Source organism: Chitinophaga sp. OAE865, from assembly GCF_040546735.1.
Classification (GTDB): Bacteria; Bacteroidota; Bacteroidia; order Chitinophagales; family Chitinophagaceae; genus Chitinophaga; species Chitinophaga polysaccharea_A.
In genome coordinates this window covers 2,242,501-2,260,674 of record NZ_JBEPOF010000001.1, presented here as the reverse complement: position 1 = coordinate 2,260,674, position 18,174 = coordinate 2,242,501, and the positions used below count along the sequence as shown (strand labels likewise).

The following is an 18,174-nucleotide window of genomic DNA, read 5'->3' as shown; positions in this document are numbered from 1 at the left end:
TCAAATACTTGTATGAAAAAGTTCTTAACCCTGCTGTTACTCAGCCAGCTTTGCGTTTCCCTCTCTTTTGCCATTACCATTACAAAACAATGGGCTACTTATTTCGGTGATATCGGTTTCGAAGATATAAGGTCCATCGCTACCGGCCCGGACGGATCTGTTTATATAACCGGCTCCACCACCAGCCTGGATAATATTGCAACGCCTGGCGCTTTTCAAACGATAAGTGGAGGAGGGACAAACATGCTGGGAAACGATGCTTTTATAGCACGTTTTAGCCCCGAAGGTAGCCCACTTTGGGCGACTTATTTTGGCGGTACTCAAACCGACGTAGGATCTGCGCTTGCCATAGACCCTTCGGGTAACATTTACCTCTGCGGCTGGACCGCAAGCGATACCGGGATAGTTACACCGGGCTGTTACCAGCCTATCCGCGCCGGTGCATGGGGCGGCGCCGACAGGTTTGATGCCTATCTTGCCAAATTCGATTCTTCAGGTAACCGGCTTTGGGCTACTTATGTTGGTGGTGGTAGCGACGGATTTTCCAACAGTCCTTTATCAGTAACAACCGATATGTCCGGTGCGGTATATCTTGCGCTCACTACCGAGAGCACGGATTTTTTAACGACAGCGGGTGCCTACCAAAGCTCGAATGCGGGGCTTAAAGATGCTTACCTCATTAAATTTTCCGGATCGGGCAACCGCATATTTGCTACTTATTTCGGTGGAGAGGATGAAGATTTCGTGAGCGGTATTGCAGTGGATGACAACAGCAATATATATGCAACGGGATATACGGCCAGCAGTACGGGCATTGCTTCGGCTTCTGCATGGCAGCCTACAGCAGGCGGCAACCAGGATGCGTTTCTTTTTAAGTTTGCTGCCACAGGAGCCCGGCAATGGTCCACTTATCTTGGGGGAACAGGGCTCGACCGGGCCTATGGACTTACAACCGATGGAGGGGGCAAGGTCTATATTGCCGGCCTTACGACAAGCGATTCGGGTATGGCTACTAATGGCAGCTTTCAGCAAAGTTATGGAGGCAGTACTAACGGAGACGGTTTTGTAGCAGCCTTTGATTCAGCAGGTGTTCGCAAATGGTCAAGTTATTTTGGGAGCGGTGAAAGTGATCTGCTGTGGTCCGTAGATTACAACAACAACAGACTGCTGCTCGGTGGCTATACTTCGAGTGACACCGGTATTGCAACCTTAGACGGAATGCAAACCAGTTTTTCCGGTGTAACAGATGGAATTATATCTATGGTTGATACCTCGGGTACTACAAAGCTGTGGTCCAGCTATATTGGTGGGCTGGATATCGATCAGGTAAAAGCAGCAGTGTTTGATAGTAGTGGAAATGTATACCTGGCAGGCAATACAACCAGCGCTACGGGCATAGCAACTCCGGGAGCCTATCAAATAGGATTCGGCGGCGGTGTCAGCGATGGCTTCCTTTTAAAACTACAACAATGCCCCGTAATAGATACTCCGGTAATTATTGCGACAGGTTATTTGCTATCCCTAACCCATGCTTATCTTTCTTATCAATGGTATAAAGATAATGTTGCCATTGCAGGAGCTACTGGCCCTACCTACACCGTGACTGAATCGGGAAGTTATTCCGTACAGGTGAACAATTACCCGGGCTGCGATACCCTTGGTTCCGTTTCTGTAAATATCAACGTGACCCGCATCAACGATCCTCATGCTGAAGGGTATGCTGTAATTCCTAATCCTGCTGCCGATCATATCCAGATTATTGTAGCCGAAGAGTCTCAAATATTTATCTATTCCCTCGATGGTAAACTTATGCTTAATGGCAGTATTCCGCAAGGTAGCTCACAAGTAAGTCTGAAAAGTATCGCCGATGGAATATACTATATCCATTTTGTTTGTAAATCAGGCAGCTCATTTACCCGGAAGCTTATTAAGGCTGGCCAGTAAGTAATTGCATTGACCCAAAATTTAATTTTATGAAAACCATTTTTTTAATCCTGCTTTTTTTACCGCTTCGGGTCCTTGCGCAGGGAGAAAATAATATCTGGACATTTTCTGATGGTGGCTTATCTGGAATTAAATCAGTTGATTTCAATACTGCAACTCCAGAGTTATCAATGTCCCATTATACGACTGCAGGCCATCATGGTATGTTTGGTGGCGCCGTATGTTTCCCCAACGGTCAGCTACGGTTTACCGTCCGGCTTGGCGATTACCTCACTTGGGGGCCGACCTACTACAATATAGTAAGGGCCGATGGTAGCCCTGTTCCAAATAGTAACTTACGCTGTACCGTTACAGATGAAGTCGCGCAACCTGTAATTATTCCCCGGCCTGGAAATGGCAACCAGTATTATATATTCTACCCCTATGCCAATGGGTTATTATACTCTTTATTGGATATGAGCCTTAATGGGGGACAAGGGGGGATCGTTGTTGGCCAGAAAGACATTGTGATTGCACCATACGGAACTGTGATTGCCCAAAAAATGGCACCGGTAAAAGGCTGCGATGGGGTTTGGCTGGTAGTTCGTTCCCGGATCATGAATGGATACTACAGTTACCATGTCAGCCGGGATGGAATCGATACAACGAAGATAGTATCACATGCCGGCATGCAGCCTATTTATGACATGATAGGCTATCTGAAGTCTTCTCCTGATGGTTCACTACTGGGCCTGGCAAGCTATTACGGAGTAGAGCTATATACATTTGAAAAGTGTAGTGGAAAAATAAAGGACTTTGGCATTATCGAGTCGACCAATAATCCACTACCATATGCACAATCATTTTACAATTGTCGACGCTTTACGGATGTTGCCTTCTCTCCCGACAGTAAAAAATTATATGCCACCTACAATAGAAATAGACCCGATATTACCGGGTTTGCCGCCGATAGCGGCAAATTGATCCAATATGACCTGAGCACGTTCGACATTTCATCTATCATTGCCTCGAGGAATGTGGTATTAATAAATATTCATTCCATCGTAGGCGATATCAGCGCTTGTTTAGCCCATACCCCAAATCCTTTGGGAGAAATTAAAATGGGGCCTGATGGCAAGTTATATGTTGATAATGGAAGCGTAACATGCCGGCCCCCTTGGGCTTTAGTTTCAGGCTACAATCCAGGCCCAGGCTTTCACCGGTTAAACTATCCCAATCTTACTGGAATTTCCACTGGGCCAGAACTTAATGTAATTGATGTAAGTGCGCCTACCAGCTACGGAGGGGATTTTTATCGATCGGGATTGGGAGGGCAGTCATGGTTACCTCAAGACATTATTGTAAACAATGAACGACCTGATACTGTGGAAGGGAGTTCATTGCTAAAAATAGCCTGCTTTGTAGATAGTCTTACGCTTAAGGCCAATGATTCCGGTAGTTGTTATAGATGGAATGACAGTAGTACTTCTCAGTACAGAACTGTTTACCAGGATGGAAAATACTTTGTTCGGTATTTCCAGAATTGCCATATTACTACCGACACTTTTAATGTAATATTTGTCAAATCACCTGAGGCCATTGCTACGCCTGCCTGCCCGGGATTATTTAATGGTATGATTGCGGTAAATTTCGAAGCACCGGATACGGGCCATTATACCTTTACCTGGTACGATGGAAAGGGTGGTATCATTGATCAAAGGATTAAAGGGCGTTTTGATACCCTGATTAACTTAGACACCGGAGCATACCAGCTGAAGATAAGTATTGCCGGTGGCTGTGAGACTAAAGTTGATATTAGCATTCCTGCACTTCCCGTCCCAGAAATAATTACGGATCCTGCACAAGCTACCATCCGTTATGGCGACAGCATAACCTTACATGCAAGCGGCGCGCTCTTTTATGTCTGGACCCCTTCGGGTAGCCTTGATTCGGCTGTAAAAAGCGATCCGGTGGCACATCCGGTACAGGCTACGTTGTACACCGTTAGGGGCTGGAATGATTATGGATGTACTGATACAGGTTATGTAAAAGTTGATATTGATTTTTCTGCTGTAGAATTATTGCCCAACGCTTTCAGCCCGAATGGAGATGGATTAAACGATCAATTCCGCCTCGAAGGAGCAAAGTTTCAGAAACTGGACCACTTTCGGATATTCAATCGTTATGGGCAACTTGTTTTCACCACTTCAGATATAAAGAAAGGATGGGACGGTACGTATAATGGAAGGCAATGCGAAAGCGGCACCTATTATTATGATATCGGTATTTATTACCCCGATGGAAGCCTAAAATTCTTTAAAGGCGACGTGTTGCTGATCCGGTAACGACAAAACAAAAGGGCCATTCCCTTAAAAGGGATGCCCTGGTTATTCTTTTATTGTTAACCTTAAGTCCTAATCCTCATGCTAATTACAATAGATTTTATTCTGCGCACACCAATCAGTCCAGCCCTGCGTCCAGTCTGTTGCTCCAAATGCGCCACGGTAGCTTGGATGTGCAAAACCACTACCGGTATCCCATCCGTAATTTGGGCTTGCAAGGGTCGTTGTACCCAATGTAAAGTTGGAGGTAAATGAACTACAGAAATTACTACAGAAACTGGTGTTATAGCCAAGTGTCGAAACACTGAACTGGTTACCCGTTTCATCACAAGGTAAGCCGCCGGCGCCGGTGATCCAGTTGAGCATACTGACATCGCAGGCAGAAGTCCATGTCCCAATTATCCCATATGGTGTTGCACCAGAGTTATGAAAGGAATTGTAAGAGAATTGCAGGTCGTTGGTTGCAGTTTTGCTAATAGATGTAGCACCATCTATAAGAAATCCACACGATGTGGCGGTTGGATTCCAACTTGATAGAACACTATTATAAATTTTTCCGGCTGCTTGATTTCCTATCCTTACGGAAGCCCTAAAATTACCATTGGGCATGGTTCCATTACAATAGTTGGGGCCAAGAGCTGTAAAATTTGAGATGACCGGCTGCGTAAATAAGACTGCAGTTGGTGCAAACCTGTTATTGGTTATATCTACACCATAAGCTAAAGCGGAAGGGATAGCACTGTTATTTAGCCGCATTGCAGTCAAAAATTGGGAGTTACCCCTATACCCGAATTCATACCGGAAATCTGTCCGGTCGGCATTATAGCTGGCGATATTGCTTAGTTTTACCGTTCCACCAAAGGCTGCCAGGGCATCATTGATAGGATTGGAAATCTGCACGTGATCGAAGGTCGTTGCCGTCCCCACAGAGTTAAGCATAACAGCCGCCTGGCTGAAGTCATTGGCGTTAGCCGCTGCGCCGGCAAAGTGGACCTGGAAGTACTGCATCGTTCCGGAGTTGTCCGCAGAATTAGTTCCCCCACCAGTATAGGTGGCGCAACCGAGATCAACATTTAGAGCATTACTGTTATTGTTGGGCGCCTGGCCGAAAATACGGAGGCCGGCCCAGTCACCAGGTAATCTTGAGCCCGGTGCCTGGTCGCTGGTAAAGATAACGGGATTCGTGGCTGTACCGTTAATGTTGAGTTTTGCACCCCGCTCAACGATCAGTACGCTTTTGCCCCCGGAGCTTGGCGCTTTCATCCCCTGTAGCAATGTGTTGGCTGGAATAGTTAAGGTCGCACCGCTTTTTACAGTAACACAGCCATCAAGCTTATATACCGTTGAAGCAGAAAGTGTTCGATTGGACACAATGTTACCGGATAATGTTTCAAATACACAGGCCTGCAGCGCCTTGGCTTTTGATAGGCTGCCTAAGTCCTTATTTTCAGCATCCTGCTGAAAACTCTTTTTACAGGCAAAGAAAACCAGGCAAATAAAAGCGGCGGAGCCCAGCCCGACGAATAGTTTTTTCATACATCATGATTTTGGGTTTATGAAGTAAAAGGTATCAGGGTGAAGATATATTGCTCAGAAGGTAGGACGGAAAAATGAAGCCTGGAACTGTTACCAACTGGTAAAAAGGGGCCGTTACATGCGAAATGCCACGCGAAATGCCATGTAAAATGGATTAATTAAGCAAATACGAACGCCTATTAGCTCAAAAAACAAATCGCGAAAGTATTCTTTGCAGCACGTCACCTTTTTTTATTGCTTTTGAACTTACGGAAAGGTAGCTAATTCAATAGCAATAACTACCGGTATCAATTTATACTGATAGTTAATTGGAGTTACATCCAGGCGTCATAATACCAAAGTGCCATAGCACTCTCATCCGCGGCGTATTCAGCCAGGTGTGTGAATTCCTGAAAGGTTAGCAGCGCCCAAATTGCATTGTGCTGATCGGCCCATAGTCCTAAAAGTGACCTCAGAAAGCCATCGGTAGTTTGTCCCTGATTGGGCATAAAACTTAGCCAAAACCAAGCAGAATGGCGGGTGACTGATGCAACATGCAGTAACCGGTCGCGCTGTATGGGGGTCAAAACCTTATTACTACCATTTATTCTTTCTTCAAGATTGACCATTATCTTATAGAACTTATTGAAATCCTGGGGGGACTTCAGAAGATAGGCTGCCTGCACCATTTCTAAAAGGAAACCAGACATTTGTTGCGGAACAATATGCAAGCTCAGAAGCTTTTTAATGTCCATGTTCTTGAAAGGCTGATATGCAATATCCTTTTCAGCGAGATGGGCGCCAATGTTGGACCCGTATTTTTGGATAAAAAACCTTATCACCGATTTCCGCATAAATGCTAAACTGGAGTCATTGTTAGCCAACATTGCCGTATAAACATATTTAAGGGTCTGGTTATGGATAATACCTATGCTATCACATTTGTTTCTAGGGTTATCTGGCTTAAGAATCTGGCCATGTGACATCTCAGTTGCAGCCAAACCCTTCAAATTGTCAGCTTGGAGTACATTCTCTTCTTTAAAATCACGTTTGCAGGAAACGAAAAGTAAGATCGTAAGTGGGATTGCAAAAAAAACTTTCATACTGATTGGGTTTAATTATGAATAATTATCCCCACCAAGGTCTTCTTATACTAACTACGTTTTAATTACTATCCTATTAGGTATCAAATTTTGTGGCTTTAAAAATTAAATCTGTCATTAGGAAAGATATAAAGTGTTTAATTCATAAGCTTGCATCCGTGTTTGATAGTTTTGGGCCATTCCTTTGTTCTGCATCCGAAATCAGAAAAGATGATGTTTTTTAACCGTGATTGTAGGAAGTCCCATTTTAAGTGTAAAAATTGCATCATGAAATATTGAAATGGTAGCAGTTAACTAGCAGGTTTGACATGTGGAGGATGGAACACCTACAGATATTAAAAAAGGCTACCTGTGTTATGGTAGCCTTTGATATGCCGTTTTGATTTTAATTCGTTAATTAACGATAGGCATTAATTCCCTCTTATTCTTTCTATATATTCTGTCAATGATTGAGCGATTCTTTTTATTTCATAGGGGTCGTGTGTTATCTCATAAAGAATACCTGAGTTATCAATCCCTATGAAATCGCCATCCTCAAGATCTTTTAGATGATAATAGATTTTGCCATCCAAATCAACAGAATAGACCTGAGTTGGATCGATTAGCTTCACATCCGTTGGAGACAATAAATTTTTGACTGTTTCGAATTCACTATTCTCGGAATCTAAAGGAAGCTTTTTGTAATCAGAAATGTCTATTTTATTCAGATCCAAATTTGTAATTGAAGCAGTACTCAAAGTATAACCGGTTACTAATCCAGCTGATATATAAATATCAAGGGTTACAGTTTTTTGAGACTTTTTATCGTAAATTTTTATCGGCGATAACTTGTATGCGCCCATATTAGCTTTTTCGTATTGCTTTGAAATTTGGCCATTGTAAGAGAAACCTATAAAACCTGGAATTACTTTCGAACTTGGAAGCTTTCTATTCAGCAATCCAGATTTAAGTTGCTTAACAAACGGATCAAATTCGCTTGGGAGTTTTTTGAAAACGCTTATAAGAAGCTCGATTTGCTCGTCTGTAACCTTGTTATTATTAAACAATCCAAACATAATTATTAAAATTTAGTAAACCATGTATATTCCCCTCTGAACCAACCAATTTCTTGCTTGAATCCGGCACGTAAAAATCTAAATCTCATTGGATCTATAAGTGAATGCTGAACCGTGTTGAGCTTTAGGACATTCAACCTATTATTTACTAACCAATTTGGTATTCCGTATGCCCTTTGCATTCTTTGCGTAATAAGCCAATGATGAAATTCGGTGCTTATTCTTTGTTCTACCGCTCGCCCAGCTGCATCAGTGGTCCGAATTCTTGCTAAAGTCTCTGTTCCACCCCGTGCCGCCTTATATTCGTTAAATGTCTTACCCCCAGTCCGCAGCCATCGCCACAATCTGTTCCCTCCAGCTGCGCCTTCAGCTGTTTGTGAAACAACTGTTCTTCCAACTGTGCTGGCTGCGCCTGAAGCGACCAAACCTTCCAGCCCCAGAGTCGCAACATTAGTTACAACAGGTTCAACATAATCAGTTACAAATATAAAAGATTTATGTGCTTTTCCCATTCCCCGACGCCAGGCAGCTCCGGTTGTATTCGGATCTTCAAATTGACGTACGGGAAAGCCATTATTCATTTCAATTTGCTGGCTTTGTTGTAGATCTATTTGGGCCTGAATATCATATGATCTTTGCAATGACTGAAGCCTTTGCAGCTCATAGGCCTGCCGCATTTGCTGCTGACGTGCCGCATAAGCGCCAATTTGATTGAATCCGTTGGTAGTAAAACTTCTAATTCCTGCCTCAACAGCACTTCTGCCGACTTGCTGGCCGACTACATCAAAGGCTCTATATTGCCACCCCCAAACGCCATTGACCAGCCCCCAAAATGGAGGATCATCTCCCAAAGGGTCAAAAATGGAGATGGGATTATTGAAATTACTATTATACGGACTGATTCCGGGATATTTTATCGCAGCAGGATCCACCTGGTTCCACCTGCCTATTTGCGGGTCCAGGGTGCGGTAATAAGCATCATATTGATTCAGCCCAAATTCATCCGTTTGTTCTATCCCATTGTAATTATAATTGTTCTTACTGTAGGGGTTTTTCAGCGCCTTTGAGCTGATGCCCGCCATGGTTAATCCAAAGGGATAATAATGGGTTTCCTCCAGTAATGGCCCAGGGTTATGATTGACTACAATATTGTCAAAGTATACGTCCTGTATACTTTCATTGGTGGTATACACATATAGAAAGCCGGTCTTTTTCATCACCATCAGGCTGGTCGCCAGGGTCTGAAGCTGATCGGGGCTTCCTTGTACCTGCCTCACGCCACTGTTTTCATCTACCATGTTCATTTGTTCATCAAAGAGTACATACGCCAGGTAGGCTTTGGGCATCGTGGCAACATTTTGAGAGGGGTCTTTGTCCCTGATTGACTGGTAATTTGCAGAGGTGAAATTTGTAATCGGGGAACCGGCGCCGGTACCATTTCCATGGACGCCATCTGTAGGGCCGGTGCCAGTAGCAAAAGCCTGGATCAGGGCCGCCAACATATTAGCCACAGTGGTGCTTGAGGTACTGGCGGCAGCAGATTTATAAAACGCCTTGCTGCCGGCCTGTACGGTGTCACCAGCCATTACGCGGAGGACCAGCGATGGGCCAATTTTCTGAGAACCAGCAGAGGCATTTAGTTTTGCTACAAAATCATTCGGGTTTGTAGTTGCATCTGCCGGATAACCTACAGGTTTGGCTACCCGCGTAGTATTGATATTGGCAAAGAGCGCATTCTCTTTAGCTAACCCGGCGGTTTCTAATGTGGCTGCGTATGTTTGCTTTCCTGATTCTTCGGTGAGGACCACGCGGGTATTTCCCACGTGATCAGTAAGGAAATAATCATAGACAAGCTGCACGGGCTTGCCGGTAGCATACAGCGCCCTTATTCTTCCTTCCGGTTGATCAAAATACTGCAGGGAGTCGTTTTTATATACAAAGCCACCCATATAATCATACACAGTGACCTTACCAGCTGCATCTGTGACCGTTTTACGGATTTTCTCTCCCGAGGCATCATAGAGATAGGCAATTTTGCCCTTGCCGGTAACGCCTATATAATCAGGCAGGTTCAGATAGTTATACGTTCTTTCTGATATTACCCGGTTAGAATCCTTCAGGATGTTTCCTGCAATATCATAGGTATAGTCTATACTGGTACCTGGGGTAACTTCTTTGAAGTCTCCCAGCTTACTGTTAGGATCATTGACACCATCGGTCACGTATAAAAGCCTGTTGTCACTGTAGCCATATTTAAGGCTATCAATGGTGGCTTTAGCTAAACCTTTCAGCCCTCGTTGTTTAAGAGATAAAACATTGCCATTTGCGTCATAGGATAAACCATTGACAGTGAAATCCACCTTATCATTTAACCATGCTGTCGAACCTTGATTTTGCTGTGAAAAATCTGCTACAGATAGCCTCCCGGGCTTATCATAGGAAAATCCATGTGCACGGGCGATACCATCTCCCCGGCCTTTCCATTTTGCTCCGGCAATACTACCATCAAACTGACTGGCTGAAAACCCAAAATCGTACGCCAGCTCTTCTCCAAACCAGTTGGAACTGCTACCAGGCGTTGTTACATAGGCCTTATTGATGGCCGTTAGTTGGCCGTTAATGTTAAGGTCGAAGGACTGGCTTTCTTTGGGAAGTGTTTTTGTCCGTACATTCCCTAACTCGTCATAGGTGTAGGAGGCTACCACCCTTTTCGTCGAAGTCACATCGTTTATAGTCGTGCTAATTTCCGTAAGATTACCTACCGGATTATATGTCGCACAAATAAGTATCCTGGTCTCAGGGGTAACCGTACTATGAGGATTGGTTTGCCTGATATAAGTACTTAATACCTTGCCGCTGAAGTCGTACAGGAAGGTAGTTGTCTGCTTACCACTATAGATGTTATCCTGGATAGTCTGCAATACCCTTCCCTTATCATTATAGTAAATAGTGGTGGTAAGCCATTGGTTAGTAGCGGCTATCCGGCTTCTGACCCCGGTGAGCTTTCCCATTGCACGGTGGCTGTATTCTGTGTTAGGAACCTCGTAGGAGTTTGTACCTTTCTGTGGCGCGCCAAAATCGCCGGTAAGAGGCGCCAACGCTCCCGGGAAGGCATAATTATCATCGTAGAAATAATAGTTCTCCTCTGCATAGCTTCCGGCAGCAATGAAGGGCAACGACCCTGCCGCAGCTGCGCTGGCACTGACCTGTAAGGACTCCCTGGTAATGGTCGCATTACTATAAAGTGCGGTTTTAACAGGACGGTCTAACCCGTCATAAAATGTCAGCAGCCATTTTCCTTTGGATTTTAATGCCCCATCTCTGAATAGAATGGGCCTGTCACGAACATCAAAGACCGTTTCGAGGGAATCGACCCCTGGCAGCTTCACCACGATATTTCTTTCCCTAGTGTCATACCGGTAAATGGTACAGAGCCCTGCCAGAACAGCAGTGGGTGACCAGGAAGGCATCATTTTTTCTGTAGCCAGCGGCGGAAAAACAATCCTTAATCTTCCTAAATCATCGTAAGCATAATAGGTACAGAGCCAACCGATATGTGCACTGCCGGGACTTGCGGCATTCTGCACCTTTTTAAGCACGAGGTTGCCGCTTTTATCGAAGTATTCGATCACCTGGTTGCTGTTTGCATCTATCGTTATCCGTTTACTGAGTTCTCCTGCAGGATACGTCCTGGGAGAAGTGGGTAGGTCAGATACTACTTTCCATACGCGCACGGAATCGGACACCGTATTGCTGAAGGTATATTGTTGTACGGGTTTTTTGCCTCCTTCTAATGCCCAGCTATTACCTGGCTGATAGCTTTTCTGCACAGGGGAAGAAGGGGATTCCTCAAAGATTTGCTGGCCATAGAAAATGCTTTCGCCTGCGCCTGATGGATTTAATCCGGGATTTGATAAGAACACCTGCTGGCTGGCAAATGGAGACAGTTTTAACTTCCCGTCATTAGTGTTACCCGTAGTTTGCACATAGGGTAAATACAGGAGTTGCTGCCTGCCGTAAGCATCATATACGGATGGGGTAACCATGTCTTTGCCGGAGCCGCTAACCCCTTTTATAACAGATTGTATAGGGCGCCCGAGACCATCGGAGTAAATGGTGGACTGCCTGATTTCTCCTACTGTACGGGCAGTTCCCGTTACATCTACCACATCCGTGGTTGGCTTAATAGGCTCCCAGATGCGGATATAATTTACGGTGGGGTTAATGTATGCAGGTGGCTGGGCCACTGGTGTAGCGGCTAAATGAAAGCCAGTAGTCGGCGATACTTGTCCATTAGCGCTCCAATTTATCGTTAGAAACAATATAGTAGCTGAAATTCCGGATTTAATAATGTTCTTTCTCATAAATAACATTGTTACGTTTTATTTAATGGATGAGCTTCTATCCTGCACAAGGTTCTTCGCCTGTGTAAGTTTTGGGGCCATAAGTGCCATCAGGAAATTTGTAACGGTACCCGACTTTGCATTTAAATGGATTTCCCGGGATGGGTTCATTGAAGTATTCTAATTTTCCGGTAATACAAGAACCGTTTATTACTTTTTTATCAACCCCATTACATTGGCATTGCGCCGTTTGGTTCGCATATGCTTGCCCGTTCAACCGCATATCCTCCTGGGCCATTACGCTTACAGCTAGCGAATCGTCCGAGGTATATTTTCCGGCAGGAACAGTATAAGTTGCCGTTCCGGGTGTAAAGCCTGATCCACATCCTTCCTTAGTGAAAGTTTGCGAAAGTGCAGTGTTTGAATAGGACTTTCCACCACAGGTTTCCGCTTGTCCGTAGTAATTGTAACAGATGCGCTTTATGATATTTTTATACTGATCCCGAACAATGCTTAATCTTCCCAGATAGTCGTATTCATTAAAAACGGTATTACCGTTATTATCAGTTTCTGAAGTAACACCAACGAGCGGATCATGAGTATAGGTAGTGATGCTTGCATCTGTGGGATATATCCTGACTTCATCGATGGCCTCTCCATCAGAAAGTATCATACCGTTCGTGTAGGGTTTGGCAGTATATGACCATTTCCCACCGGAATAGTACCTATAGTCAACTCTATATGTTCTACCGACAGGGGCCTGGAAGGTAGTGGTATAATCCCCCTGAAGGCAGCCTGCGCCGGCATAGGGCGCTACTGGACTGGTGCTCCCATTATCCTCAAACCCTTCATAGGCAAATTCAGCAGCAAAACTTGTTACCGGGTCTGTAAAGTAGGTACAATGAAGGTTGTATGCACCAGAATAGTCGTCCGAGGTGGTGGTTAACGTATAGGTACCTGCAGGCAGATCGGAGTATACCACGTATCTGGGCAGACTCATAGCATAGTCATAATAAGTGCTACCCTTACGGGGAACAAATCTGAGATCAAAAAGGCTGCCTGAGTAATCTACTGCAGGGTTTCCTCCCGAAAGCGTATAATTGCAAAAGGTCGGCTGATCACTAAGGGAATCATCTATGGCGATGTAGATCGTCCCCCTTTGGGAAAGTGTAATCGGTAAGGAGTAAGGCGACTTGCTGGGAACCCTGATATTGCTATTGGTCACCGCGCTCACCGGCCCATTTTTCTCGGAGTGAGCAGGATGGGCGCCGTTAACTTCAGCAGTGAGAAATCGCTTGCCATTTCCATAGTAGCCATATCCCCATTGGTACCCTGTTTCCCGGCCACTAGGATCGGTAGACAATAGCAAATTACCTTCCTGGTCATAACTGCCTCCCCCAATTTTCTTGATATAGAGTGGAATTCTATTGACCAGATTAGGATTAAAATTTCCGGTCCTTGCAAGGGTAATAGGGATATCGGTTTGAAGCGCCGAAACCTGCTCTGCTTTTATCTCCCCCCACTGCTGGAACTTAAAATCAGTAAGGGAAGCGCTAATTAAGTTCTGAACAGGTCCATTAAGTTGCCATTTCTCAGTTGCCACCGGAATGCCAACAGCATTACTTTCTTTTAGCGCCCTGAGAACCGGGTATTTGTCCGGCGCGTAATCCTGGGGATAATACGTCCTTGTTTGAATAGTATCTCCATAGCTATTGGCAGCGGTAACCTTTGACGGTAGCAGGTTTACCGGGTTATAAGTAAAAGAAGTTGTCACTTGTGAAAAATTGCCGGTGCTATCATAATCCTTCGTTACAGTTGACATAAGATCGGTTCTACCCGAAAGCGTGTAATATTCCTGTTTGTAGAGTTCAATGGAAGTGGTGTAACCATTGAATACTGATTCCGGGCACATCAAGGTTGTTTTAGGGCGCCATGCTACGTTCAATGCTACCTCTGAGGGGGTAACAGGGCTATAGTTGTTGACTACCTCTGAAAGTAGCTTTCCATTTCTACTATATTCTAATTGCCTTTTGGGTAGTCCATATACCCATGGGAAACACCTTGTCTCATTAGAGTAAGGTTGGCTTTGAACCGGTACCAAAATGGGAAATTCTGTTGGTGAAGTGAATTCATATACCATCTTACCCATATTGGAAGACTGGCTTCCATTAAACACTTCTACGCGTTTATATAAGTGGGGCAGTATATTACCTTTTGAAGCGTGGGAGCTAAAGTCCTGTGTATTGGTCGCGGTAAAAACCTTAGTGGTAGGCGGCGGCGTTGTTATATCAATAAGGATGGCTATGACCATGTTAATAAAGATGGTCTGGGCAATCATATTGTTCAGGTTTGCTGTATAACCCACCGACCAATTCGAATAGATTCTGGGTATAATATAGGGTGACATAGCAATATTAAAGAAGAAATTTGCCCCCTTATACCCATATTGGGAGGGAGGAATGACCATTTTAGTATAACCAACCTCGGTATAAATTGGTTTCTCATAACCCCAACCTGAACAGGTACCATCAGCGTTTACATATCTATATTCCTTTACAATTTTCCTGGAGGTATCTATACCATCGAGCAAAATTGTCTTCTTTACCCTAACTCCTCCACTAGGCGTATCAACAGCGACGGTTAAGCTCCGGTTATCCTCATATTCAAATTGAAGCCTGCCCCCTGTAGGATACTTCACCTCACGGAGAATACCTAATGAAGCATGGCCGCCAGGAGTAACATTTTTACGAACCGGCGTAGTCAGTGTAACAGCGCTGTTATAAGCGTCCGTGTGTGTAGCATAGTTTTGATCATTTACCCAGGTGTCATTATAGTATCCCCAGTGATCCCTTCCTCCCATAAGGCGTCCGGGTACGCCCACTATAACAAAGTTTGGCGTACCAGCTCTATAGGCAATTTTGTTTATATAGGAGAAGGTGTAAGGGGCTTCAAGGCTATTAAATCTGCCGATTTTCTGAATGGATTTGAGGCTAAGCCTTGCGTAAGGAAGATCTGCGGCAGTGAAGGCATAATTATATGCCCTGGTCGAATCTTTAAAAAAATAATTATAATCAAAATTATAACCGCTTAGGGTCATTGTATCTCTTTTTATCAGGATCTGTTTAAGTGCCTTTTCTCCAGGTAAATCCTTTAAATCAGTGCCATCGTATACAAATGAAACTTTCGTGTTGCCACTAGGAAACCAAATTTCTTTAAGTCTTGGCCTTGTTCCTGAAAATCGCACAGGTATGCTTTGAACAGCCTCATTGGTTTTCCCATCGCCTACAGACGTCGTCTTTACAGCTTCATAGCCAGCGATATATTCAACATTGTAATCCTCATACCACAGATTGATCACATTTTTATTATAGGGATCTTTGATCTGGGACAGGTACCAGTTATTTCGGACGCCATGGCTGTTTACCTGGTAATCCGTATAATAAATACGGCTACCTCCACTTGAATATCCATAAGTGCCCTTTTTATTGCTGATAAGGTTACATTTGTCGCTCTGACTGAAAATGTACTGGACCCCGGTTTCATCGGTAATAATGAATTTATAGATGCTGGTTATATTCCAATCAGTCCCGTCTACCTCAAACTCCGCTTTGTCAATTTTAAGTTTTGAATTGTCAAGGCATACAATAGTGCCATTTTCTTTGATAACAAAGCGACCGGTTCTTCCACCAAACTGGAAGACAAAAATATCCTGTTGCAAGTCCCGAAGTGTCCGGTCATCGGGCTGATAATAGGAGTCGCCACCCGTATTAAGGACTAGCGGTATATAGCCGGCCCTGGGTCCGATTGGTTGTAACTTCCAGTCATTATACACCATAAAACCATCACCATACCGTATACCATCGTAGGTTCCACCGAATTGATCATCGGGCTCACCTACAGTTTGCCGGGAAATTACCCCGCCGGCAGCCAGCTCCCAACCTAATCCAACGCAGGTTGGTAAATCATTTACTTTGATACCGCCACCTGCAGTATAGTTTATGGAAATATCAAAGTGCAGCCGGTTTCCGTCGCTATAGCTGAAAATGGGGACATTAAATAGGGCGCGTCCGGTGGGTAAATCAACCTGTCCTGATACGCCAAAGAAGGCAAGTTGAAGAATAAGGAGAACAAAAAAATAGTTACATTTCATAAAACGGATATTAAATTATTGTTTATGATATAGAGAATTTATGCGGCACTTAAAAATTATAGCCTATGCGGAATTTAACCGGATCGGTCTTTGGAATATGTTTGTTATACAAAAAGTCGAAAAGAACCATTGCATTGCCTTTCAGCTTACTGTTAATCTTATACTTCTTACTGATCCCAATTAGCCCGCTCTCGATCCACTTTTGCCCCAAGCCATTAGGCACACCGACATATTCCGGTTGATAGTTTTGTTCATAGCCACCATTGAGGAAAAATGTTCCTTTCAGTTTCCAGTCAATGAAAGTGCGAATACCCATGCCCTGACTTGAGAACTGAATGTTATCGAAACCTGTACCTAGTCCCAGTTTGTAAGAAAGCCCAATACCGGCGCTTCCGTTTTTATGGAACTTATAGGCAGCCTGGCCAGCAATATCACTTGTGGTAGGAAAGAACCGGTTGCTGCGTTGGAATTGGATATTGCTGCCAAATTCCAGTCTTTTCAGGAAGCGTTTTGTTTTCATTTCCTTCGGTTTGAAGTCCGGCATCTCTGCAGCATTATCCAGATTTGGGAACTTGCTTTTCAGCTCATTGAATCGGCTATGGGCTTCAGCCATTTGTTGGCTTACTGCCGCGCTGGCGTTGGGTCCGCTGCCCAGGCACTGCTGGATAAGCTCTTCCACCTGGCTGCGGGTTTGTAACCCTTCGAGGCTTTGAGCAGACGTTGTGGCGCCTTGTATATTAAAAAGGCTGGCGATCTGGGAGTGTTTCTGCATAAAATCATTGAATGCTGGGATCTTTCTGATTACTTCCATAGCCTTCTGCTCTGCTTTCCTTCTATCTTTAAAGACTTCCTTGTACTCATTTATTTGCTGTACATAGTAATAGGCTTGCTTGTTTAGCTTCTGGAGGTCTTTAGTAAAGCCGGTATACTGGCTGAGCTGTTCTTTCAACAGTTGCTTACGTTCACGGATGTAGGCTTTGATCTGCTCTGCCTGGGCGAGTCTTTCTTTCAGGTCATCAACAGATCTCAGGGAACGGTTTAGTTTATCTGAAATGTCTTTGCTCCCGGCGAGTAAACCTTTCGTGTCTTTCAGGAAGGACAAAGAATTGCTGAGGCTATCAAGATAGGGCTCGTCTGTTTGCGTTACGGCACCCATAAACTTTCCAAGTTTACCTGTAACTCGGGATGTCATTGACTGTGCAAAGAGGTCGGCTGCTTTAAGAGAATCAATTCTGTCCAGCCTATGTTTAATTTTGTTCTCTTGCTTTACAAACTGGCTAAGGGCCTTATTCGTTTTCCGGTCAAGAGCTTTAGCTAACCTGTCGGATTTGCGTGTTACGTCTTTAAAGAACGCAAGAGGAATGATAGCCGAGTCCTTTTGTGCTTCCTGACTCCATACTTCATGGGTTGTCATGAGAAGGAATAATAGAAATAATAGCGTTTTCATGCTATGGATTAAGGTGTGAAAGATGTACCAGGGGTACGGCACAAGAATACTTACCCACAGCTACCATGCTCATTTAAAATGAGGCCAATGGTTTCTGCAGCTATAATCGCATCCACAGGTAAATAATAGAAGTGACCTGGTGAAAAGAGGAAAGCTGAAATAATAAATCAGCTAAAATCTTCTGGTCTAAGGATGATACAGAGGAAAGTAAATTGCTTTCATCGAAGGAAAGATTAAAAGGTTACGTACAAAACAATGTCCCATTCATCATGACGCTCTTCTACTGTGTCAAAGGC

General features: G+C 44.2%; 8 protein-coding genes. 2 read left to right on the top strand and 6 right to left on the bottom strand.

Going from position 1 to position 18,174, the window contains the following annotated elements:
* Positions 1–12 precede the first annotated feature (12 nt).
* Both ABIE50_RS09205 and ABIE50_RS09200 read left to right on the top strand, forming a co-directional pair.
* Positions 13–1,944: an SBBP repeat-containing protein gene (locus ABIE50_RS09205; RefSeq protein WP_209864279.1), complete on the top strand. Its 1,932-nt coding sequence runs from the start codon at positions 13–15 to the stop codon at positions 1,942–1,944.
* Positions 1,945–1,973: 29 nt separating this feature from the next.
* Positions 1,974–4,268: a T9SS type B sorting domain-containing protein gene (locus ABIE50_RS09200; protein WP_209864282.1), complete on the top strand. Its 2,295-nt coding sequence runs from the start codon at positions 1,974–1,976 to the stop codon at positions 4,266–4,268.
* Positions 4,269–4,349: 81 nt separating this feature from the next.
* On the opposite strand, the gene ABIE50_RS09195 is transcribed toward ABIE50_RS09200, so the two are convergent.
* The 6 genes from ABIE50_RS09195 to ABIE50_RS09170 form a co-directional block, all read right to left on the bottom strand.
* A complete protein-coding gene (locus ABIE50_RS09195; RefSeq protein WP_209864285.1) occupies positions 4,350–5,801 on the bottom strand; it encodes a beta-helix domain-containing protein in 1,452 nt (483 codons plus the stop codon).
* Between the two features lie 314 nt (positions 5,802–6,115).
* Positions 6,116–6,883, bottom strand: coding sequence for a hypothetical protein (locus ABIE50_RS09190; protein ID WP_209864288.1), 768 nt, complete (start codon positions 6,881–6,883; stop codon positions 6,116–6,118).
* 410 nt (positions 6,884–7,293) lie between these two features.
* Positions 7,294–7,938 carry a hypothetical protein gene (locus tag ABIE50_RS09185; RefSeq protein WP_209864290.1) on the bottom strand — a complete coding sequence of 215 codons (645 nt, stop codon included), beginning with the start codon at positions 7,936–7,938 and terminating at the stop codon, positions 7,294–7,296.
* A 5-nt stretch (positions 7,939–7,943) separates the two neighbouring features.
* Positions 7,944–12,302: a DUF6443 domain-containing protein gene (locus ABIE50_RS09180; protein ID WP_209864292.1), complete on the bottom strand. Its 4,359-nt coding sequence runs from the start codon at positions 12,300–12,302 to the stop codon at positions 7,944–7,946.
* Positions 12,303–12,339: 37 nt separating this feature from the next.
* Positions 12,340–16,431 (bottom strand): DUF5977 domain-containing protein, encoded by a 4,092-nt coding sequence (locus ABIE50_RS09175; protein ID WP_209864294.1) that lies wholly within the window; start codon positions 16,429–16,431, stop codon positions 12,340–12,342.
* Positions 16,432–16,480: 49 nt separating this feature from the next.
* Positions 16,481–17,878, bottom strand: coding sequence for a V-type ATP synthase subunit I domain-containing protein (locus ABIE50_RS09170; RefSeq protein ID WP_209864296.1), 1,398 nt, complete (start codon positions 17,876–17,878; stop codon positions 16,481–16,483).
* Positions 17,879–18,174: the final 296 nt, after the last annotated feature.